At 61.3% G+C, this 21,829-nt stretch carries 15 protein-coding genes; 9 read left to right on the top strand and 6 right to left on the bottom strand.

Going from position 1 to position 21,829, the window contains the following annotated elements; all coding sequences use genetic code 11:
• From OBACDRAFT_RS16980 to OBACDRAFT_RS16970, 3 genes are all read right to left on the bottom strand, one after another.
• Window positions 1-739 (bottom strand): heavy metal-binding domain-containing protein (locus OBACDRAFT_RS16980; RefSeq protein ID WP_043587703.1); only part of this gene is annotated, 739 nt, incomplete at its 3' end.
• A gap of 54 nt (window positions 740-793) precedes the next feature.
• Entirely contained in the window at window positions 794-2,155 is a 1,362-nt protein-coding gene (locus OBACDRAFT_RS16975; RefSeq protein ID WP_081722146.1) for a TolC family protein, read from the bottom strand.
• Between the two features lie 51 nt (window positions 2,156-2,206).
• The gene (locus OBACDRAFT_RS16970; protein WP_043587701.1) at window positions 2,207-2,569 is read right to left on the bottom strand and encodes a hypothetical protein; all 363 of its coding nucleotides are present in this window, start codon (window positions 2,567-2,569) and stop codon (window positions 2,207-2,209) included.
• A 102-nt stretch (window positions 2,570-2,671) separates the two neighbouring features.
• Between OBACDRAFT_RS16970 and OBACDRAFT_RS16965 the strand changes: the two genes are divergently transcribed.
• Entirely contained in the window at window positions 2,672-3,445 is a 774-nt protein-coding gene (locus OBACDRAFT_RS16965) for a sugar phosphate isomerase/epimerase family protein (protein ID WP_043587709.1), read from the top strand.
• Window positions 3,446-3,601: 156 nt separating this feature from the next.
• Entirely contained in the window at window positions 3,602-6,502 is a 2,901-nt protein-coding gene (gene ppc, locus OBACDRAFT_RS16960) for a phosphoenolpyruvate carboxylase (protein WP_052362174.1), read from the top strand.
• A gap of 53 nt (window positions 6,503-6,555) precedes the next feature.
• Here the strand turns inward: ppc and OBACDRAFT_RS16955 are convergent, their stop codons facing one another.
• Entirely contained in the window at window positions 6,556-7,656 is a 1,101-nt protein-coding gene (locus OBACDRAFT_RS16955) for a LacI family DNA-binding transcriptional regulator (protein ID WP_157837150.1), read from the bottom strand.
• A 128-nt stretch (window positions 7,657-7,784) separates the two neighbouring features.
• Between OBACDRAFT_RS16955 and OBACDRAFT_RS16950 the strand changes: the two genes are divergently transcribed.
• Genes OBACDRAFT_RS16950 through OBACDRAFT_RS28980 form a run of 4 tightly spaced genes read left to right on the top strand, consistent with a single transcriptional unit; the run spans window position 7,785 to window position 13,791 of the window.
• Entirely contained in the window at window positions 7,785-8,750 is a 966-nt protein-coding gene (locus tag OBACDRAFT_RS16950; RefSeq protein ID WP_157837149.1) for a hypothetical protein, read from the top strand.
• Between the two features lie 52 nt (window positions 8,751-8,802).
• Window positions 8,803-9,486 carry a type II secretion system protein gene (locus OBACDRAFT_RS25665; protein WP_052362173.1) on the top strand — a complete coding sequence of 228 codons (684 nt, stop codon included), beginning with the start codon at window positions 8,803-8,805 and terminating at the stop codon, window positions 9,484-9,486.
• Window positions 9,483-13,055 (top strand): glycoside hydrolase family 2 TIM barrel-domain containing protein, encoded by a 3,573-nt coding sequence (locus OBACDRAFT_RS16940; protein WP_043587693.1) that lies wholly within the window; start codon window positions 9,483-9,485, stop codon window positions 13,053-13,055. The genes OBACDRAFT_RS25665 and OBACDRAFT_RS16940 overlap by 4 nt, the downstream gene beginning before the upstream one ends.
• A gap of 31 nt (window positions 13,056-13,086) precedes the next feature.
• On the top strand, window positions 13,087-13,791 hold the full coding sequence (locus tag OBACDRAFT_RS28980) for a hypothetical protein (RefSeq protein WP_043587691.1): 705 nt from the start codon (window positions 13,087-13,089) through the stop codon (window positions 13,789-13,791).
• Window positions 13,792-14,032: 241 nt separating this feature from the next.
• On the opposite strand, the gene OBACDRAFT_RS26845 is transcribed toward OBACDRAFT_RS28980, so the two are convergent.
• Entirely contained in the window at window positions 14,033-14,662 is a 630-nt protein-coding gene (locus OBACDRAFT_RS26845; protein ID WP_081722145.1) for a transposase, read from the bottom strand.
• Window positions 14,663-14,950: 288 nt separating this feature from the next.
• Here OBACDRAFT_RS26845 and OBACDRAFT_RS16930 point away from each other — a divergent pair, with 288 nt between their 5' ends.
• From OBACDRAFT_RS16930 to OBACDRAFT_RS16910, 3 genes are all read left to right on the top strand, one after another.
• A complete protein-coding gene (locus OBACDRAFT_RS16930) occupies window positions 14,951-15,787 on the top strand; it encodes a hypothetical protein (RefSeq protein ID WP_157837148.1) in 837 nt (278 codons plus the stop codon).
• A gap of 11 nt (window positions 15,788-15,798) precedes the next feature.
• Window positions 15,799-18,324 carry a beta-galactosidase gene (locus OBACDRAFT_RS26840; RefSeq protein ID WP_081722143.1) on the top strand — a complete coding sequence of 842 codons (2,526 nt, stop codon included), beginning with the start codon at window positions 15,799-15,801 and terminating at the stop codon, window positions 18,322-18,324.
• A gap of 108 nt (window positions 18,325-18,432) precedes the next feature.
• On the top strand, window positions 18,433-20,448 hold the full coding sequence (locus OBACDRAFT_RS16910; RefSeq protein WP_043587681.1) for a sodium:solute symporter family protein: 2,016 nt from the start codon (window positions 18,433-18,435) through the stop codon (window positions 20,446-20,448).
• Window positions 20,449-20,469: 21 nt separating this feature from the next.
• Here the strand turns inward: OBACDRAFT_RS16910 and OBACDRAFT_RS16905 are convergent.
• The coding region (locus tag OBACDRAFT_RS16905) for a nucleoside recognition domain-containing protein (protein ID WP_043587679.1) at window positions 20,470-21,829 on the bottom strand (1,360 nt) is incomplete at its 5' end.

Here is a 21,829-nt window from a genome sequence, read left to right as displayed (position 1 = left end):
CGCCGGCTTTGACGTAGCCGCCGGCATAAGCGGAGGGGGAGCGGGCAATGACGGTGCCGGAGAGGGGGGCGAGGATTTCGGTGTCGCGGGTGACGGTGGCGGATTTGGCGAGGGCGTCGATCTGTGTGTCAAGGAGGCCGAGGCGGCGGAGTTTTTCGCGGGCAATGGCGACGAGGGGCGAGTCGGGCGTGGTGGTGGCGAGGGCGTGGTATTCCTGGCGGGCGGTGAGGAGTTCGGGACTGTAGAGGGTGGCCAGGGGCTGGCCGGCGGTGACAGTAACGCCTGTCGTGGGGATTTGGATACTTTCGATGCGGGCGTCAGTGTAGGCGGCGATTGTCTTCTGGCGGGATTCGTCGGCTTCGATGGTGCCGGTGAGACGGAGGGTGCGGGTGAGTGGGCCGCGAGTGACTTCACTGGTTTGCACTCCAATGACGGCGGTGGAGGAGGCGGCCAGGGTGACGAAATTTTGATCTGATCCCGATCCGGTTGCGATGCCTTGTTCGCCTTCATAAACGGGGGCAAGGGTCATGCCGCAGATGGTGCATTTGCCGGGTTTGTCGGAGGTGATCCAGGGGTGCATCGGCGACTGGTAGAAGCGGATTTTGCGCGTGGCGTTGCCGGAGGGCGCGTCGGGGGGGGGGGCATGGTGCGCGTGTTGGTAACGTTGGCTGGCGACGAACCAGCCGGCGGCGGCGGCAAGGGCGGCGGTGACGAGAATCGTGAGCGTGGTGCGGAGCATGGGAAAAAGTAGCGAGTGGTGAGTAGCGGGTAGCGAGTAGGGGCGAGATACCCGCTATTTGTTGTTTGTTTCGCTCAAATCGGCTCCGGTGAGGAAGGCGAGTTCGGCGGCGGCGAGGGCGTGTTCGGCGCGGATGTCGGCCAGCTTCATGCGCGTGTCGAGGGTCATGCGCTCGGCGTCGAGGACGGCGGGCAGGGAGGCGCGTCCGGTTTCGTAATCACGGCGGGCGGCGGCGGTGGTGGCCGCGGCGAGCGGAATCAATTCGGCTTCGTAACGGCGGACTTGTTCGTGGGTCGCCGTGACGCGGGCGTGGGCGGAGGCCGCCATGCCGGCGACTTCGGCTTCCGTGGCGGCGACTTCGGAGCGGGCGGCGGCAAGCTGGCTCTCGGCGGCCCGGATTTCAGCGCGGTTGCGGCGTCCGTTGAACCAGGGAAGGCTGAAGGCGATGCCGGTGTCGTAGGAGTAGATGGCTTCGCTGGAGGCGTTCATGTGGCGGGCGGCGATCATGAGTTCGGGATCGATGGACTTGTTTTTGCGGGCGATGGCGAGGCGGGCACCGGCGGCAGTGGTCTCGCGCAGGGCGATGGCGATGTCGGGGCTGTATTCGCGGGCTCGTGACACGGCGGCGGCGAGGTCGAGCGCGGGCGGGGAGGGGGGGGGGAGGGTTGCGGGGGCGATGCGGGTAGCGGCCGGGTTGAGGAGGAGGGCGTTGAGCTGCGCGGCGTCCTGGGCGCGGGCGGAGAGGAGGTCGGTGCGTTCGGCGGCGAGGCGGGCAAGGTCGGTGTCGAGAGCGAGGAGGTCGGACTGGGGGCGGAGGCTGGTTTCGTAGGAGAGGCGGAGGAGAGCGCGGGTCTGGGCGAGGAGAGTTTGTAGTTGTTTATTAGTGACAAGGCGTTCGTCGGTGGCGGCGAGGCGGGTGAAGGCGGTGCGGGCTTGGTTGAGGAGGAGCCATTCGCGGCGGGTGGCCTGGGCGTCGGCCACGGTGGCCTCGGCGGCGGCGGCGCGGGCACGGAGGCGGGGGCGTCCGCTGAGAGGGATTTCCTGGGTGATGCCGAATTCCAGGTCGTCGTAGGTGGTGAGGCGGTTGGTGTTGTCGCGCATGAATTCGATGCGCAGGCGCGGGTCCATCCAAGAGCCTTCGGTGTCGATACGCGCGCGGCTGGCTTCGGCGGCGGCGCGGGCGGCGGCGAGGGCAGGGTGGCGGGCGAGGAGTTGGCTGAATACCGCCTGGAGCGTGAGGGTGACGGGGCTTTGCCCCGAACGTCCAACATCCAACGTCGAACGCTCAACGTCGAAGTCCGAACCAGCGGAGAGCGGCAGCGTGAGCGTGAGGGCAAGGGCGAGGGCAAGCGCGGTGAGCGTGGTGAGCGCGGGGCGGGTGGTTGCCGGATGGAGGTGGCTGCGGTGGGTTCGCATGATGGCGAGCAGTGAGGAGGGGGGGGGGGAGCGGTGCGCGTTGGGCAGGGCTTATTTAGCGGCTTCGGTCTTCGCTTTGGCTTCGCGGGCGGCGGTAATCTTGGCGAGGGCGGGAGCGGGGTTTTTCTTGAAGCTGCCGACGCACATCTTGCAGCAGAATTTCACCGTCTGGTCGGGTTTGCCGTCCTGTTTGTGAGTATAAACGAAGGGTTTTCCCATCTGGCCGAGCGGTTCGCCGGAGATGACGCAGGTGGTGAGCGGGTAGTCGTCGGCATTGGTTTTTTTGGAGGCGTTTTGGGCCGGGGGGGTGTGGCAGGAGTGATCTTCGGAGGCGTCTGTGGCGGCGTGGGCGGCGTGGGCGGCGGGAGCGACCGCAAGCATGGCAACGAGGGTGAAGAGCGAGAGCGTTTTCATAGGTCAGGTCATACGCGGGGAAGCGGGGAATCCCTTGAGGTTTTTTCGCGGAGGGCAGGTTGGGTGTTGTCGGAGGGGGGCGAGGGTGCTTTCGATGGCGGGATGATTTTTCCGGGTTTGGTTTCAGTCACGTTTCGCAAGTTGTCTCCCACCGATATTGTGGCGCTGGTGCGTCAGGCGGGGTTGACGGGCATCGAGTGGGGGGGCGACGTGCATGTGCCGGCGGGCGACCTGGCGAGAGCGCGCGAGGTGCGCGAACTCACGGAGCAGGCGGGCCGGCGCGTGGCGGCTTACGGCAGCTATTATCGCGTCGGTCAGAGCGAGAATGACGGGTTGCTCTTCAGCAGCGTGCTGGAGACGGCGATCGAATTGGGCGCGCCGACGATTCGCGTGTGGCCGGGGGCGAAGGGATCGGAGTCGGTTTCGGATCCGGAGCGGGCGCGGGTGGTCGCGGATTTGCTGCGCATCGCAGAGATGGCGGCGGCCAAGGGCGTGACGGTGGCGACGGAGTTTCACGGGGGATCGCTGACGGACACCAACGAGTCGGCCGTGCGGCTGTTGCGGGAGGCGGAGCATCCGGCGTTGCTCACCTATTGGCAGCCGCACAACGGCGAGGCAACGGCGGAGGCGCTGCGGGGCTTGAAGGCGGTGTTGCCGCGCGTGGGCAATCTGCATGTGTTTCACTGGTGGCCGACGTCGTCCGACCGCCATCCGCTGGCGGAAGGCGCGGAGCGTTGGGGGGCGTTTCTGGCCGAGCTGAAGAAGGCGCCTGCGCCGGGCGGACGGGATCGGTTTGCGTTGCTGGAGTTCGTGCCGGGTGACGAACCAGCGGCGTTTTTGCGGGATGCAGCGACGTTGAAGATGTGGCTGGCTTAGAAAAATATGTCGTAATTAGTTGATGGTTAAGATTATTATTTGTTATTTAGTGATTCTGATTGAGTAGATCAGAACTAATTATCTTTCCGATTGGCGAGGCGGGAGCGTTGGTGGCATGGTGCCGGGTTTTATTTCGCGCCAGCACCAACACGACACATGGCCCGCCGTATCTCTTCCGCCACTACACAAACCGTCCGATCCATCATCAAAGCCGCATCCGCCTCCCCGGTTTCGGCTCGCGTCGCCAAAGGAGCCGGTTCATCGGCCATCGGTGAACTCAAACGGCTTCGCGGGGAGATTCATTTTTTAAGCACCTCACTGGGACGGGTCATCCGGGCCGTGGAGGGGGAGACGACGCTGGCGACGGTCGAAAAACTGCGCACGCTGGCCAAGGCGCGTCGCACGGGTGCGGGGAATCCGGCCAGCGCGGCGAACGCGGATGCCCGGTTGAGCGAAACGGTTGCCTCGCTCATGCCCGCCGAGGCGTTTAACCAGGCGATGGCGTTCACGCTGTATTTTGAACTGGTCAACCTGGCGGAGGAAAATTTTCGCGTGCAACTGCTTCGCCGTCGCAGTGCCGCGCGGCTGGCCGCGCCCGGCGGACCGCCGGTGCGCGAATCGCTGGACGCCGCGCTTGCTGAACTGAAGGCGCGCGGTGTGGGGCCGGATGAATTGCAGGAACTGCTCGATCGCGTGGGCATCGAACTCGTTTTCACCGCGCATCCGACCGAGTCGAAGCGCCGCACGTTGCTGACCAAACTTCAACGCCTCGCGTTCATCCTGCGTCAGCGTGATACGACTGGTGGAGTGGCTGGTGGAGTGGCGGGAGCGGCTGTTCCGGCGGAGGCGGAGATCGAGCGCGAGATCGCCTCGCTCTGGCTCACCGACCGCAGCCGGGTGGCGCGCCCGGGCGTCAACGACGAGGCTCGCACCGGACTCTGGTATTTCAGCACTGCGCTCTTCGACGTGCTGCCGCGCCTGCAGGCCGACATGGAGCGGGCGCTGCGCCTGCATTACCCAGGCGTGCGCGCGCCGTCGCGCTGGTTGACGTTTGGCTCGTGGATTGGCGGCGACCGCGACGGCAACCCTAACGTGACGGCATCCGTGACGGCGGGCATTCTCGTGCTGCACCGCCGGCTCGCAGTCGAAAAACTGGCTGCCGCCACCCGCGAGCTTTCGCGCGCGCTGACCATTTCAGACCGGCGCGACAACGTGACGCCCGAACTGCGCCGCCTGCTGCGCGAAAACCGCCACATCTCGGCGCACGTCGAGGAACTGGCCGACCGGTATCCACACGAGCCCTACCGCCTGTTGTTCGCCAGTCTCTGCGCGCGCCTTGCCCGGGCGTCGGAGGAAAACCGCGACGGCTCCACCCTGCTCGGAGGCCCCGTGGTGGATGAAACCTGCCTGCACGCGGATACATTGCGCGAAGTGTTCGCCGCCATCCGCCGCAGCCTGCTGGCTGGGCGCGGCGCGCTGCTTGCCGAGGGCGAATTCAAGGACACGGCGCACGCGCTGGAGGTTTTCGGCCTGCACACCGCAAGCCTCGACATCCGCCAGCACTCGTCGCACCACGAAGCGGCCGTGGCGGAGTTGTTGCGGCAACTGTATCAGATCGACGACTACATGAAGCTCGGCGAACAGGCGCGCCGCGATGCGCTGGCCCGCGCGCTTGACCGCGCAACGTCTCCGCTCGACGCGGAGCAGCGCGCGGCTCTCTCCGCCGCAACGCGCAACGTCATCGATCCGCTCGTCCTCGCCGGGCTCGCCGCCGCGAAGTTCGGACCCGATGCGCTGGGCATCTACATCATCAGCATGACGGACGACGTTTCCGACGTGCTCGAAGTCGCCCTTCTCATGCGGCTGGCGGGCGCGGCCATGCCGATCGCGCCGCTGTTTGAGACGCTCGACGACCTCACCCGCGCGCCCGATGTGCTTTCACAACTTTTTTCTCATCCCGCTTTTCCCGGCCTGCCTGTTGCGCGCGACGGGCGCCAGCATGTGATGCTTGGCTACTCCGACTCCAACAAGGACTGCGGCTACCTCACTGCCAACTGGGCGCTTTACCGGGCGCAGGAAACCATCGTCGTCGCCTGCCGCCGTCATGGCGTGCGTGTCATGCTTTTTCACGGACGCGGCGGCAGTATCGCGCGCGGCGGCGGACCGGCTGCGCGCGCCATCCTCGCGCAGCCGGCGGGACTGGCCGACGGCGGCATTCGCATCACCGAGCAGGGCGAGGTGCTCTCCACGCGCTACCACGACCGCGATCTCGCCCACCGTATTCTGGAACAAATGACATACGGCGTGATCCTCGGCGCCCACGCCGCGCGCCACGTGCAGGCTCCGCCCGCCGCCTGGACCGAGGCGATGGAGACGATGAGCGCCGCCGGATTTGCCGCCTACAAGGCGCTCGTCCACGACGATCCCGAGTTCCTGCAATTTTGGAAACAAGCCACGCCGATCGACGAGATCAGCAACCTGAAACTCGGTTCGCGTCCCACCTACCGGCGTGCGACGCAGAGTGTGGCCGACCTGCGCGCTATTCCCTGGGTATTTTCGTGGATGCAGAGCCGTTTCAATTTTCCCGGCTGGTATGGGCTCGGCTCTGCGCTGGAGGCCGTATTGAAACGCGGGGCTGCGGGCAAGAAACTCCTGCGCACGATGCACGCGGAGTGGCCGTTTTTCCAAACCCTGATCGACAACGCCGAACTCACCATGCGCAAGGCCGACATGGGCATCGCGCGCCTCTACGCCTCGCTTGTAACGGATTCCAGGATACGCGAGCGAATCCTGAGTGCGTTGACCGGCGAATTTGCGCGTGCCGAGCGTGCGATCCTTGCGATCACGGGACGCCGCCGTCTGCTGGCGGGCGAGCCGGTGCTGTTGAAATCGGTCGAGTTGCGCAATCCCTACATCGACCCGCTCAACTACTTGCAAGTTGACATGCTCCGCCGCCTGCGTGCCGGAGGTTTGTCCAAAGCCGACGAAGACGCCGTCCGCGGTGTCGTGGAGCTGACGATCAACGGCATCTCCGGCGGGTTGAAAAATACGGGGTAAACATGGAAGGTGCGGTGCCGGTTGCCGCTGCCACCATGTCTGGCCGACTACGGTTAATCCCGTCCAACCGGGCTCGCTGTTGTTTCGCGCAGAATCAAACGCGGCTGCAACCGCCGCGTTTGCGGCTCGCTCAAGGCATCGCGCAAACGCCACCCAAGCAGGTCCAGCGCCTGTCCAGCCATCGTTTCCGCGTCCATCTCCACGGTGCTGAGACACGGCAACATCGACTCCGCATCGTGGTCGCTGCCCACGGCCAGCACGCTCAAGTCGCGCGGCACATCCAGTCCGGCCCGCGCAGCTTCGTAAGCCACGGTGCAACCCACATCAATGTCGAGCGTGACAATCGCGGTTGGACGCCGCTCAAGTTTGGTCGCCAGCAAACCGCGCAACCACGGCAAAATCTCATGTTGTTTACCCGCCCTGTCTTCGTCCGAAAAAACGCAGGTCCACTCTTTGCGACACTCAATGCCGAATGCCGACACCGCCCGCCTGAATCCCTCCTGCCCCAACCGGTGCAACGTGTAGATTTGCGGCCCCGCGATGAGCGCAATCCGCCGGTGCCCGAGCGCCGAGAGATGTTGCACTCCATTGAACACGCCATCGTCCGTGGCCGAGAGCACGCAGTAGTCGGCAGGCTCCTCAAAACTCACCCACGGATACTGCGACTGCCGCGCCAGCCATTCGCGCAGCCCGCCATCCACGTATCCACAAAGAATGACACCATCCACCAGTCCGCCCGCCAGTTGACGCGGCGGGTGCGGTTGTCCCGCCATCGGGTTGGCGTAAAATTCGATGTGATACCCCAGCTTTCGCTGTTCGCATTGTTTGATGAGATGCCCCAGCGCGATGCTCGCGTAGCCACCACGCAACACCTTTGACGGTTCCTCGCCTGGAAGGAGCAGGCCGATTTGCCCGGTGGATTTTCCGCGCAACAACTGCGCCGCCGCGCGCGGCTGGTAACCGTATTCGGTAGCGAGTTGACGGATACGCTCGCGCTGCGTCTCGCTGACGCGTCCCGTCCCATGCAGCGCTGACGAGACCGTGGACAGGGTGACGCCCGCGATCTTAGCGATATCCTTCATCGTCATGCGCCCGGCGCCTCCCTCAAACAGAGTGGCAGGCGGGTATTTCCCGTTGGCAGACTTGGCAGACATTTTCTTCACACCGGTCTTTTTGCACAAGCTTTCGCTTTAAGAAAGACAATTTGCCGAACATGAAAAACCGATGCTTGACAAAATTGCGTGATCGATTTTTCAAAAGCGCCATCAACCCTTCCATTCCAATGCACACTACCCGCCTGAAAAATCATCCTCGCAGCCTCACAGCCGCTCTTGCCGTTCTTACTGGTCTCCTCGCCGCGACCTTCGCGAGTCCGGCCCACGCAGCATCGATCACCTCTACAAAAGGTGGAGACTACACGGACCCGACTGTGTGGTCAAACAACGCCGTTCCCTCCTCCGACAACGACTACACCATTGGCCACGCCATCCAGTTTCCGGCCAATGCCAGTGCCGGTCATACCTTTGCGGGCAACAGTCTGACACTGGGGGCCAGCAGCACTTTGGTAATCCGGCCCGCCGCAGGACTCGTAACCATCTCCGACCTTCGCATTGGCGGTAACAGTGGACAGATTCAAAACTGGAACAATGGCACTGCCCGGCTTGCCGGCAAAATCACGGTGACCAGCTACGGCATCATCAATCCCACCAGCAATCGCACCATTGAAATCTCCTCCCTGATTCAGGGAACAGGTTATCTCAATATCAGGAATGGCATCGTGCAACTGACCTCTGCCAACAACACCTACTCCGGCGGCACCGACATCGTATTCAATAGCGGCGGCAACGGGCGCCTCGAGGTTCTGGCGGATGGCGCTCTCGGAACCGGCAAGGTGCACCTGATTGATCCCGGCGTTTCACTCAAACTCTCTGGCGGCGCCACCAACAATTACATAAACGACAACGCCGATCTTATACTGAATGCTGGTCTGGCCGCAGGCGCGGTCGATCTGTCCTTTGTCGGCACTGACATCATCGGACGTCTCTCGCTGGATGGCGGTGCCACTTGGATCACCAGTGGTACCTATGGTTCCTTGGCCTCCGATGCACAGAACAAACTGGCGGTGTTCGCTGGTTCCGGCATCCTGCAAATCGGGACATCCAACATCCCTGAAGTTTCCACCTCCGCGCTAGTCGCAGCCCTTGCAGTCATTAGCGTCGCATTCATTTTTCGCCGTCGCCGCGCCTGATTTGAAACCACGCCACCACCAGCCAACTTAAACCCCTCCCCCCCCCCCCCCTATGCACACGAGCAACACCCAAAAGCTACGCGCCTTCACGCTGGTGGAGTTGCTCGTGGTCATTGCCATTATCGGAATCCTCTCCGCCATCATCATCCCCGTTGTGGGCAAAGCCCGCGGTGCCGCCGACAACGCCCGCTGTCTTTCCAACCTCCGGCAAACCGGCGTAGCCCTTGCCATGTTTGTGAGCGACAACAAAGACCGCCTCCCCAAACAGACCATGCTCGCTTACGGACCCAGATACAGCGACTGGAACTGGAAAACCAATTCATGGCCGCAAGATTTGGGGTCCCTCCTCCACTCCTACCTCTCCCTACCTGTCCCCACCGGCACTGCCCGATATGCCGATGTGCTCACCTGCCCTGCCTGGAAAAAGCGAGTGGACCCGAGTTCCAAGACATCCCTCATCGTCAATCAGAGTGCCGACGGCAAAAACCTTGCTCCCTTTGGTAAAAGTGGCACCCCCGGCGTCGAGCCGATAAGCCACGCCCAACTCTCATCCCTCGTCTCCCTCAGCAAAACGTGGGCATTCGCCGAGACCGACCAAAAATCCACCCGTAACGGGGGCACCCCCAGTTGGGTTTCTGAACTCCCCCCCGAACCCGTGCATGGCAACTGGCGCAACGCCATCTTCTTCGACTGGCACGCCGGCAAACTCGACCTCGATTACAACCCCACGAAATGATTTCTCTCTCGTTTTTGAAAAACAGCCGCATCCGCGTCTGGACCCCGCTTTGTGCCCTCATCACACTCTTGGCGCAAATCACGACCGCCGCCGTCGCGGGCAACCCGACACTCGAACTCAACACCGACTGGCGGATACAACCCGCGACCACCCCCAACACCCCGCCTGACCCCACCGCATGGGGACGCTCGCGCATGATCGAACTCAGCGCAGGCTGGAACACCAACCAACCCATCGCGCAGCCCGGCAACGCCCCCTGGAAAAACACCGACCGCGCCAAAATAAACTCCCTCTGGCACGAAACGACCTTCACGCCGCCCGCCGCGTGGAAAAACCAACGCGTCATCCTGAACCTCGCCCGCGTGGACGGCGACGCCATCGTCTTCCTCAACGGAAAACGCATCGCCGAAATGCCCGCACCCGGCGGCGAACTTGAACTGACCGCCGCCCTGACATTCGGACGCGAAAACACGCTGACCATCTTCAACACCCGCGACTACACCGGAACCTCCCGCACCTTTGAACAAGACCTCTTGCGCCACACCGCCCGCACCGGACGCGAAAAACTCCCCCCCGAACGCTGGCCCCTCGGCATCACCGGCCCCGTCACCCTGAGTGCCCGTTCCCCCAATGCCATCGTCGATATTTTCGCCATCCCCTCGTGGAGACAAAAAACGCTCACCCTCGAAATCGAAATCGATGCCACCGCCCCCCTCCGCAACGCCGTCATTGAAGCTTCGATACACGAAAAAAACGGACCCCGCGTTCTCTCTCTCCCCCCCCTCCCCCTGTCCGCCCTCCCAGCCGGACGCAGCACGCACACACTAAAAACCCCCTGGGCCGATCCCATTCTCTGGGAACTCGAAAAACCGCACCTCTACACCATCACCGCCAGACTCTCCAACGGTAACACCATTCTGGATACCAACGAAGGCACCACCTTTGGCTTCCGCGAAGTATGGACGGAAGGCCGCCTGCTCATGCTCAACGGCCACCCCATCCGCCTGCGACTGACGGACCTCTTTGGCGCCGACGCCAACGCCCTCTCCCTTTACCGACTGATCGGCTACAACAGCGGCTCCCTGCAACCACACCCCAAACTCTGGTGGCGGGAGTGGAACGACATCCCGCTGCTCGACGAAGCACTGATCGCGGAAGCCGACCGACTCGGCTTTGCCCTCACCGCGCCCGTCCCCTCGATCTCCTACCTCGGCACCACCTTCATCGACAACATCCCCCTGCAGAACGCCTACACCGCGGAGATGAAACGCCATCTCCGCAAATACCGCAACCACCCCTCCGTCCTCGCCTGGTCGGTGGGCATGAACAGCTACAACCCGCGTGACAACATCCACGCCGGCACGCTCGGACGCCGCGAAACACCCAACCCATTCGGACGCGCCCGCGTGATCGAAATCGCCTCCGAAATCACCAAACGCCACGACCCCACCCGCCTCGCCTTTTCCCATGCCGACGGCAGCCTCGCCGACATTTCCAGCGCCAACGTCTATCTCAATTTCGTTCCCCTGCAGGAACGCGAAGAATGGCCGATGGGCTGGGCCCGCGAAGGCAACATGCCCTACGCCGCCGTCGAATTCGGACAACCCTTTGAAGCCAACTTTTGGAAAGGCCGCCAATTCCTGCTCACCGAATTCGCCTCGATCTACCTCGGCGAACGCGCCTACACGAACGAAACGGAAGCAGGCCTTCGCGACCTCACGCGAACGAGCGCCATCGACTGGAAAAAACTGACCGCGTGGAGCCAGGTCAACGCCGCCAACTATCCCATGTATTGGGAATTTCAGGACTTGTTTGTCAACGCGACCAACCGCGCCTGGCGCACATGGGGAGTCAACGGCGGCTGGAAACACTGGCTCTTGAGCGTGGGCTACGGCAACCCGCCCGGACTGAAACCCGGCCCCAGAGAATACACCTACCGTTACAGAAATCTGCCCGCGCGCGTGGAAACAAAACCAGAGTGGGCCAACCCCAATTTCGACATTCACGCAAAGTCCAACAAAACCTTCCTCGCCTGGATTGCGGGCGGCGAGGTTCACACCGACAAGACGCACGCGTATTACGCCGGAGAAAAATTCCGCAAACAAATCGCTCTCGTATGGGACGGCTCCGAACCCAAAACGGTGACTGTGGACTGGACCTTCAACCGATCCGGCAGCAACGAGTCGCCGGCCAACGGAACCCGTGAAATCACACTCGCGCCCGGCGACATCTCCTTCATCCCGCTCGACCTGAGCGCCCCCCCCCCCCCCCCCCCTGCCACCCTCTCTGCTGACGCCTTGCTCACCATGCGCGTCCGTGAAAACGGACAAGAAATCGCCCGCGATTCCTTTACGATCCAGACCTTCGCAAAAAATGAGAAACTGGATACAAACAACACACGCTTCGCCCTGTTTGATCCCGCCGGACGCAGCGCCGCCTGGCTTCGCTCGCTCGGCCTGAATCCCGCAACGTGGAACCCAAGCGCTCCGTCCCGTCCCGACGTGCTCATCATCGGACGCGAGGCGCTGAAGCCCGGCGACACTCTGCCGTGGACAGCCGCCGACATCGAACGCGGACTCAAGGTTCTCATCCTCGAACAACAGCCTGCCGTCTGGGAAATGCTCGGCTTCGAAACCGTGGAGACGCTGCCTCGCTACACTTTTGCTGCCGACTCCGGCCAAGCCAGTCCCGTGCTGCGCGGCTTGCGCGAAGTCGATCTCATCAACTGGCGCGGTTCCCCCGACCTGCTGCCCGAGGGACGACAGGTGCGCACTTACGACACGCCCCGCGCTCCGCGCTGGACCAATCGCCACGCCGTGGCCTCCGTCGCCATCAAGATTCCCGAAGTCGCCGGATTCACTCCCATCCTGAAAACCGAATTCGATCTCGCTTACACGCCGCTCCTTGAATGGCGGCACGGCAAGGGCGCGGTGTATTTCTCCTCGATTGATTTTACCGGACGCATTGGAAGCGATCCCGCCGCCACCCGGCTTGCCTCCAACCTGCTGCAATCGCTGGCAACTCCACTGGCTCCGACGCGCAAAGTTTATTACCACGGCTCGCCCGAAGGCGCTGCGCTGCTGCGCGCTGCGCACGTCGGATTTACCAGCGACCCACTGCCGGAAAACACCGGCGACGCGGCAAAAACATTGCTGGTGCTGGACCGCGACGCATCCACCGAAACGGCGGACACACGGGCGCGTATCCAGATTTTCATTCAAAATGGAGGCACCGTGTTGCGTCTCCCGCAGACACCGGCATCGCTCGCCGCTGCTGGCTGCGCCTCCGAATCACGCAACCTCGTTCGTGTCTCCCTCCCCCCCCCCCTCTCCCGCAATTCCCGCCGCCGCGTCGCCTGTCGCCGAACCGCTCATGCGCGGGATCGGTGCCGATTTGTTGCGCTGGCGCGATGCGCTCGACGTTCAGGTGCTGACGCAAACACGCCTTCCCGCCGAAGCCAGTTTGCTCGCCGGTGGCCTGATGCTCGAACGCCGAATCGGAGCCGCTTCGGGAAGAGAAATATTTTTGCAAGTAGATCCACGCCACCTCGCCGGTCGTTATCCCAGTGACCCGGCGAAACGTGAAGCGGTGCAACTGAGCGTGTCACGCCTGCATCGCCTGCTTGCCCAAGTGCTCACCAATCTCGGAGCGTCGCCGTCCGCAGAACTCGCCAGCCGCGTGTGCCGGATGGGACAAGCGCAGGCACACCGCGCCATCGTCAACTGGCAAGTGCTCGGTCCGTGGAAACGCGATTCCGGCACTTCTGCCGTCACACTGCTCGACACCGTTTTCTCAGGCGAGGAAGACGCCGTTTCAGGCAACGATAATCCAAACACTGGATACAGCACGGGCAACAGCGCAGCTTCTCTTCACTGGCGAAAAGCCGTGCAGGCCGACGATCGCGGATTTGTCGATTTGGGACAGGAATTGCAGACGGCGGACGGCTCGGTTGCCTACGCCATTCACAAACTCAATTCAGACAAAAATCGCATGGTGCGCATGCGCCTTGGCGTCGATTACTGGATGAAACTCTGGGTCAACGGACGCCTTCAACTTGAGGTCAACAAAGTGCACGCCAGCCCGAAACCCGCCGGATTTTTGGTCGATGTCCCGCTTCAGTCCGGGGAAAATATTCTGACCTTGAAAATTGTGGCCGGGGCAAAGGGTTTCGGTTTCTGGGCCGACATGATGGACCTCGGAAACGCCGCAACCGTCAGCAACGGCAATCCCGCGGGAGCGGCGGACGTGAATTACTACCGTCCCCTCTTCAAGCCCTTTGATCCCTACATGTTCCACTATTGGTAGAACGATGAATCCGTCCAAAACAACGAACCTCCCAACGACGAATTCCGTTTGTAGCACAAGCGTCCTGTTGCTGCTGTCTGCATTCCGACGTAGCGCAGGCATCTTGCCTGCCATCTTGTCGATTGCGCGAAGCGCGGTGTCTTTCCGGTCTGTTCGGGATTTGGGAAGCGGCGCTTCGCGCAACGGTTTGGATTGCAGGCAAGATGCCTGCGCTACGTCGGAAAACAGACGCGTTCGCGTTCTAGGGACCGCCATCCACGGCAGCTCCCGACCAACGCCACTCGCCAGCCACCTTGCACAAACCAGCCGCCACAGGATTTTCCAACGTATAACGAACCAGCCGATCGAACTCATCGGCATCCCTCACCCAGTGGTCGAAAGATTCGCGTTGCCAGAACCGTTGTCCCTCGCGTCCCAGCAACTCATTGGCCCTTTTGCCCGACCACGATTTCCACGAATGCAAAATCGCGGCGAGCGTATGATCTCCCAACGGTTCGATCACGGCATGTACATGATTGGGCATCACACACCACGCGTGCAGCAGATACCGTTGGCGCTCAAAAAATCGCAATGCGCCGGAAACCAAATCAGCGATATCCGACTGCCGCAGCCAGGCATCGCCCAGACACCGGTCCAGGATTGTATCAACCTCAGCCGCATACCACGTCCAAAGCGCTTGTTGTCCGTCCCCTGCATGACGCGCTTTTTCTGGATCGGCATTGATCCGGGCGAGCAGCAAGCGCCGTTGTTCGCGCAAGCGTCCGATCACTTCCGCGGGCAAGGAATTCGCCAGACGAAAGGTCACAAAATAAATCGCGCCTTCGAATTTCTGATGAGGCAAGTAACCGCGCGCGTGATTGCCAGTGAGCATGAACGGTCTCCTACCGAAAACATCCCGTCCGACACCAGTCTCAACTTTTTCGGCAACCCAATGAGCAAGCCTGAGGTATCTGCATTCCGGCGTAGCGCAGGCATCTTGCCTGCCATCTTGTCTGTTGTGCGAAGCACGGTGTCTTCCCCTTTTTCGCTTGGACTGTTTTTCAAGAAGCGGCGCTTCGCGCAACAGATTGGATGGCAGGCAAGATGCCTGCGCTACGTCAGGCCGCGCCACGTCAGACTACCGCGGACGAATGCGTTGCTGTTGTTTTTTTTGTCACTGATGCCCGCAGTCCTCGCGGCTGCACCCGCCGACAAATCCGATAAGTATTTGATCCTTGAATACACTTTTGACGAAGCCAGTGACAACGATGTCGTGGCACGCGACAGCGGGCCGCTGGCCCGGCATTTGTCCATCGGCTCCGCGTTGAGCCGGAGTCTCCCCGGCGCAGGCGCGGAGGGGGGGGGGGGGGGGGGGAGAGCAATCGGACGCACCGGCGACCGCGACGTTTTTATGTCGAGCCCGAACCCGAGTTCCGGCGCAAGGCTCGATGGCTTGGTGTCGTTCACGCTGTGCGGTTGGTATAAACTCAACTTCAACCAGAGAACCCGTGGTACGATTTTCCAACTCGTGCCCGTGGAAGGTAACGGTTTTCAACTTCATTTTGGCTCGAAACAGAGCAAGTCGCCCAATCAGTGGCTGATGGCACTGGTTTCGGTGGTGGGTCCCGGGGGGACGAATTTGCACACGGGCGAGGGCGTCAGTTATTCGGCTTGGGACGACGCGTTCAGTCGCATGGGCGAATGGATTTTTTTCGCGCTGGTTTTTGACGCCGCCAACGATGCCCGGCTGGTGGAGTTTTACGTCGGGTCGGAAACCAGTCCGGTCCGCCTCGTCGGGCGCAGCAAACGTGCCTCACACTGGACGCGAGATTTTACGCTCGGGCGCATCGGAAGTATTCATGCCGCCAATACGATGGACTCCGCGGCACCGATTCCAATGGGAACCTATCTGGACAATCTGCGTCTGTTTGGCGCGCGCAGCGGCGGAGTGGGCGCGCTTTCACGAGAGGAACTTGAACGGCTGCGCCAGCGCGACCTGTCAGGGCAGTCACGATAAAACCACATCCGATGAGTATTCATTTCAAAATTACAAATGATGTTTTCCCGTCTGCTGACGAGTTGCGCCCGATTCCCGCATTTCGCGGTGAGAATCCGAAAAACGGCGACTGCGTGGAGGTGAATGCCTTGCACATCATGCGGAATGGCAGGCCGTGTTTGCCGGTGATGGGAGAGTTTCACTATTCGCGTTACCCGCGTGAAGAATGGGAATTGGAGATTTTGAAGATCAAGGCGGGTGGTATCCGGATTCTGGCGACTTACATTTTTTGGAATCATCACGAGGAAAAACGAGGCGTATTCAATTGGTCAGGACAGCGGGATTTGCGCGCGTTCATCGGCTTGTGCAAAAAGCATGGCCTGGAGGTGGCGTTGCGCATCGGTCCGTTCGCGCATGGCGAGGCGCGCAATGGCGGGTTGCCCGACTGGCTTTACGCGCAGCCGTTCGAGGCGCGGAGCAATGATCCGCGTTATCTGGCGCTGGTGGAGCGGCTGTTTGGTGAGATCGGACGACAGGCGTCCGGGTTCATGTTTGGCGATGGCGGGCCGGTCGTCGCAATCCAGTTGGAGAACGAGTTTATGGACAGCGCCGCGCCGTGGGAAACCACGCATGTCGAGGCGGTGGAGTTCACGCCTCGCGGGAGCGGCGGCGTCGAGCATTTGCGCAAGTTGAGCGAGTTGGCGCGTCAGGCGGGATTGGTTGCGCCGATCCTCACGGCCACTGGCTGGGGCTTGTCGCCGGTGTCGGAGGAGGAATTTATTCCGGTGTTCGGCGGCTACGCGTTTCATCCGTGGATTGACGCGTCGATTCCGCAGCAGCCGTCGGACAATTATGTGTTCCGCGATCTGTTGTCGGCGGACGTGGGAGCGCGGGGTTGGGGAACGAAGTTTGACGCGTCGCGCGTTCCGTATGCGTGCTGCGAATTGGGAAGCGGGGTTCAGGTGTTTTACAAGAATCGTCCCGTGGTGCCTCCTGAAAGCGTGGACAGCATGTTGGTGGTCGCTCTTGGGTCCGGGGCCAATCTGCCGGGGTTTTATGTCTATCACGGCGGCACAAATCCGGAAGGAATGGCGGGAGGCGGGGCGGGAGGAGTGGCGGGAGGTTTTTTGAATGAACATCGCTGCCCGCGTTTTTCGTACGACTTCCAGGCACCGGTCGGAGAGTTTGGGCAAGTGCGCGAATCGTATCACCGGTTGCGTCGTTTGTTTTTATTTTTGAATACATGGGGAGGGGAACTTGCCCCGATGCGGGCAGTGTCGCCGGAGGGTGGACCGGTAACCTCGCCGTCTGATGTCAGTCGTGTGCGTTGCGCGGTGCGCGCGTGTCGTGACGAGCGCGTTGGGGGGGACGGCTGGCGTGGTTTTGTTTTTTTAAACAACTACCAGGATCATTGTTCGATGCCGGATCACGAGTGCGTGCAAATCTCGCTGGCCTTGGATGATGGAGGCAGGCAACGGGAAACGGCGCGTGATGCGCTGAATCTGGCGCTGCGATTGAAGCGTGATGTGTGCATGATCCTTCCCTTCGGGATGGCAGTGGGAGAGGCGAGACTGGCATACGCGACGGTGCAGCCGTTGACAAAACTCACATGGAGAGGCGTCGGATATTATTTCTTTTACGCGCCAAAGGGTGTGGCGGCACGTCTTGCGTTTGAGCGTCGCAGTGTGCGCTCCGTGGATTTCGACAACGACGAGAGCCGGATGCACGAGGAGGGGGATCATTTACTCGTCGATCTGGAGGCGGGTCTGGATTCGGTGCTGCGCATCACCGCTGCTTCGGGACACGAGGCCGTCATGGTTGTGCTGGACGATGTCACGGCCTTGCGTTTCTGGCAGGGACGTTTCGATGGAATGGAACGGGTGGTCGTCAGTTCGTGCAATGTGGTGTTTGCCAACGATCGTCTGGAATTGTTGCCAGAAACTGGAGGAGGTAGCGATAATTCGGATACGGATCAGAAAATGGTTTCCTTGCATGTTTTTCCTCCGCTGCATGAGCAATCGGAGATTGTATCCGAAAACGAAGGACGCGGGTCTTGCGGGATCTTTGAGCGGCATGTGGTCGAGACAGGATTGCGTGAGCCGCGTTTTGAGGTGGAGAGTCTTTCGGCGCAGCGGGCATTGGTTCGGGTGCGTGCCGGGGAGTTTGAGGTTTTTGACGAGATCGTGTTGGGCATCGATTACATCGGCGATGTCGGCAGCGCCTATTTGAATGGGCGTCTGGTTCACGATAATTTCGGCAACGGCCAGACATGGGAACTCGGCTTGCGTCGGTTTTTTGCCCAAAGCCAAAACCGGAACGGCAGCGCTGATGTCGAATTGCTTCTGACGGTTGTTCCGGCGCGTGATGGCAAGGTAAGTTTTTCCGCCGACCAGATGGCGAGTATCAAGGCGGATGATACGCGGGGGAATGATGTCCGCATCCGAGCCGTTCGCGCAACAGGTCGCCGCCGGATGTGTTTTTATCCAGATCAGGAATTTTCAAATCCACACGCAGATCAGGAGTCAGGGGCCATGCCTGAATTGGCGATGGCTCATTAGTTTCGTATTGGGTTCGGCCTCCCCCCCCCCCCCCCCTCCCGCCATTCGCCTCCCGCCTCCTGCCTCCTGCCTCCTGCGTTTTTAGTCTCTCTTTTTTTTATTCGTTTTATGCACACCCTCGACTGGCTAGTCATCACCGTGCCCTTGGTCATCATCCTGACCATCGGCATCATCACGCATCGCTACATGAAAAGTGTGGCCCACTTCGTATCCGGAGGACGTGTTGGCGGGCGTTATCTGCTGGCCGTGGCGAAGGGCGAAATGTCAGCGGGCGCGGTCGTGTTTGTGGCGTCGTGGGAGGTGTTCGGACAGTCCGGGTTCATTCCGACTTGGTGGGGTTGGATCACGGGGCCGGTGGCCATCGTCGTGGCGATTTTCGGGTTCGTTATCTACCGGTTCCGGGAAACGAAGGCCATGACGTTGGCACAGTTTTTCGAGATGCGTTACAGTCGTAATTTCCGCCTGTTCGCCGGTGTGCTCGGGTTTGTGGCGGGTGTGATCAACTTCGGCATCATCCCGGCGATTGGCGCACGGTTCATGGTGTATTTTCTGCAACTGCCGCCGGAGATGACGGTTTTGTCGTATTCATTTCCTACTTACATTCCGTTGATGGGGATATTTCTTGCCGTCAGCCTGACGCTCACGATTTCAGGCGGTTTGATCACGTTGATGGTGACGGACTGCATCGAGGGGATTTTTTCGCAGTTGATGTACATCGTCATCATCGTGGGCGTGCTGTGCATGGTGGACTGGAGCGAGATGTCGGCCTTCATCGGCACGCGTCCTGCGAATCATTCGATGGTCAATCCGTTCGATGCGTGGGCGGTGCAGGATTTCAATTTGTGGTTTGTGTTGATGGGCGTGTTTGTCGGCACGTACGGCACGATGGCGTGGCAAAATTCCAGCGCCTACAACACGGCGGGAGCGACGCCGCACGAGGCGCGCATGGGTGGTCTGCTTGGGCGTTGGCGCGAGCAGGGGAAGAGTGCCGTGGTGGTGTTGCTGGCGCTGGCGGCGCTGACTTACTTGGGGCATCCTGATTTCAGTTCTGCTTCCGAGGGCGCGCGCGAGTCGATTGCGGGGATCGGGCAGGCGCAGATCCAAAAACAAATGACGATTCCGGTAGCATTGTCCCACATGCTTCCGGTTGGCGTAAAGGGCGCGCTTTGCGCGGTGTTGTTGCTGGGGATTTTCGGCGGTGATTCGACGCACTTGCATTCGTGGGGTGGCATTCTGGCGCAGGATGTGATCTTGCCGCGTCTGAAGCGCACGCCTGCACCGGTGGGGCACATTCGTTTGTTGCGGGGGTGCATTATCGGGGTGGCGGTTTTCGCGTTTTTGTTCGGAGCGTTTTTCCGTCAGACGGAATATATCATCATGTGGTGGCAGGTGACGACAGCGGTTTATGTCGGCGGAGCGGGCGCGGCGATTATCGGCGGGCTTTACTGGAAGCGCGGCACGTCAGCAGGGGCGTGGTCGGCAATGGTGACCGGTGCGATTTTGTCGGGCGGGGGCATCTTGATTTACAAGCTGTTTGGCGACGCCTTTCTGTCGCGCGCGTTGCAAGCGGTGGGTATTCCGGTGAGCAATTTTACGGTCAACGGAATGCAGATTTCGTTTTTTTCCACGCTGGTTGCTATCACGCTTTACGTGGTCGTTTCGCTTCTCACCTGCCGCCGGGATTACCCGCTCAACAAGATGCTGCATCGTGACGAATTACCGCTCGACGCCAATGGGCGTCCAATCGTGGCGAAGCGTCCGTGGTCGTTGGCGCGGATTGTTGGTATCGATGAGCGTTTCACGACGGGCGACAAGTGGATCACGGGGAGTTTGTTTTGCTGGGCGTTTTTGTGGTTCGGCGTGATGCTCTGCGGCACGACTTGGAACTTGATTGGCCAGTGGGGTTGGCTGCATTGGGCGGGGATCAAACCGTGGTCGAACGAGGGCTGGCTCGGTTTCTGGCACGTAACGGCGATTGGCCTGCCGTGTATCATAACTGTGGTGACAGGCTTGTGGTTCACTTGGGGCGGCATTCGCGACATCCGGCGTCTGTTCGCTTCGCTGCGCGGTTACAAGATCGACGATTCCGACAACGGCACCGTCGAGCAGCACAAGCCGTGGTGATTTTGTTGTTTTTCAAGAATTTCACCCGGCGAACAGGCGCCAGATGAAGGCAACGGCGGCGCAGAGGGTGAAGCCGATCACAAGGGGCATTACGGTCGAGAGGGCTGTCCATTTGATCGAACGTGTCTCTTTGTAGATCGTGTAAATCGTGGTGCTGCACGGGTTGTGACAGAGACTGAAAAGCATGAGGTTTACGCCGGTCAGGATCGTCCAGCCGGCGTGGGTGAGGAGGGTTTTAACGCTGTCGTTGTCGGTCTCAAACATCACGCCGGCTTCGCCTCCGGGGGCAACATGGCCGGTGATGAGGACGGTCAACATCAGGATCGTGGGGATGACGATTTCGTTGGCGGGAATCGCAATAATGTAGGCGAGAAGTATGATGCCGTTGAGTCCGAAAAACACGGCGAGCGGGTCGAGTCCGTTGGCGATCCAGGCAGCGAGGGTTTGGTCGCCAATGGTGACGTTGGCCACAAGCCAGATGACGGCGCCGGCGGGCATCGCAAAAACGATGGCGCGGCCTAGGACGAAAAGCGTGCGGTCGATGAGCGAGGTGTAGAGGGTGCGCAGTACATTGGGCGGGCGGTAGGGCGGCAGTTCCAGGCTGAAGGTCGAGGCTTCGCCGCGCAACACGGTGCGGCTGAGGAACCATGAGCTGAGCAGCGTGAGCGCGAAGCCAAGCACGGCGACGAGGAACACGGCGCCAGTAGCTGTGGCTCCGGCGAGTCCGGCGGGGGCAAGGGCGCCAAGGAAGATGGTGGCGATGAGGATTTGCGTGGGCCAGCGTCCGTTGCAGATGGCAAAATTGTTGGTGATGATCGCAATCAGGCGTTCGCGGGGAGAGTCGATGACGCGCGCGGCAATGACGCCGGCGGCGTTGCAACCGTAGCCCATGGCCATGGTGAGCGATTGTTTGCCGTGCGCGCCGACGCGGTGAAAGAGGCGGTCGAGGTTGAAGGCGACACGGGGCAGGTATCCAAAATCCTCCAGCATGGTGAAGATGGGGAAAAAGATCGCCATGGGCGGGAGCATCACGCTGACAACCCAGGCGGTGGCGAGGTACATGCCGTCCACAAGCAGGCCGGCCAGCCAGGGCCAGAGGTGCGCGTGCGCGGTGTCGTGGAGAAGGGGATACAGCTTGCCGAGGAGGAGGTCGTTGAGGAGGGCGCTGGGGACGTTGGCTCCGCTGATGGTGAGCCAGAGGACGATGGCGAAGGCGACGCCCATGATGGGGAAACCGGTCCAGGGACCGGTGAGGAGGGCGTCGAGTTTGGTTTGCAGGTCGAGGCGGCGGGAGTCGCCTTTGCGCGCGACGGAGCGGGTGACGATGCGGCTGGATTCGGCGTAGATGGCTTCGGTGAGGCGGTCCTGGTAGTTGGAGGGG

It is taken from the genome of Geminisphaera colitermitum TAV2 (genome assembly GCF_000171235.2).
GTDB lineage: Bacteria > Verrucomicrobiota > Verrucomicrobiia > Opitutales > Opitutaceae > Geminisphaera > Geminisphaera colitermitum.
This window is presented reverse-complemented; position numbering and strand designations above follow the sequence as displayed.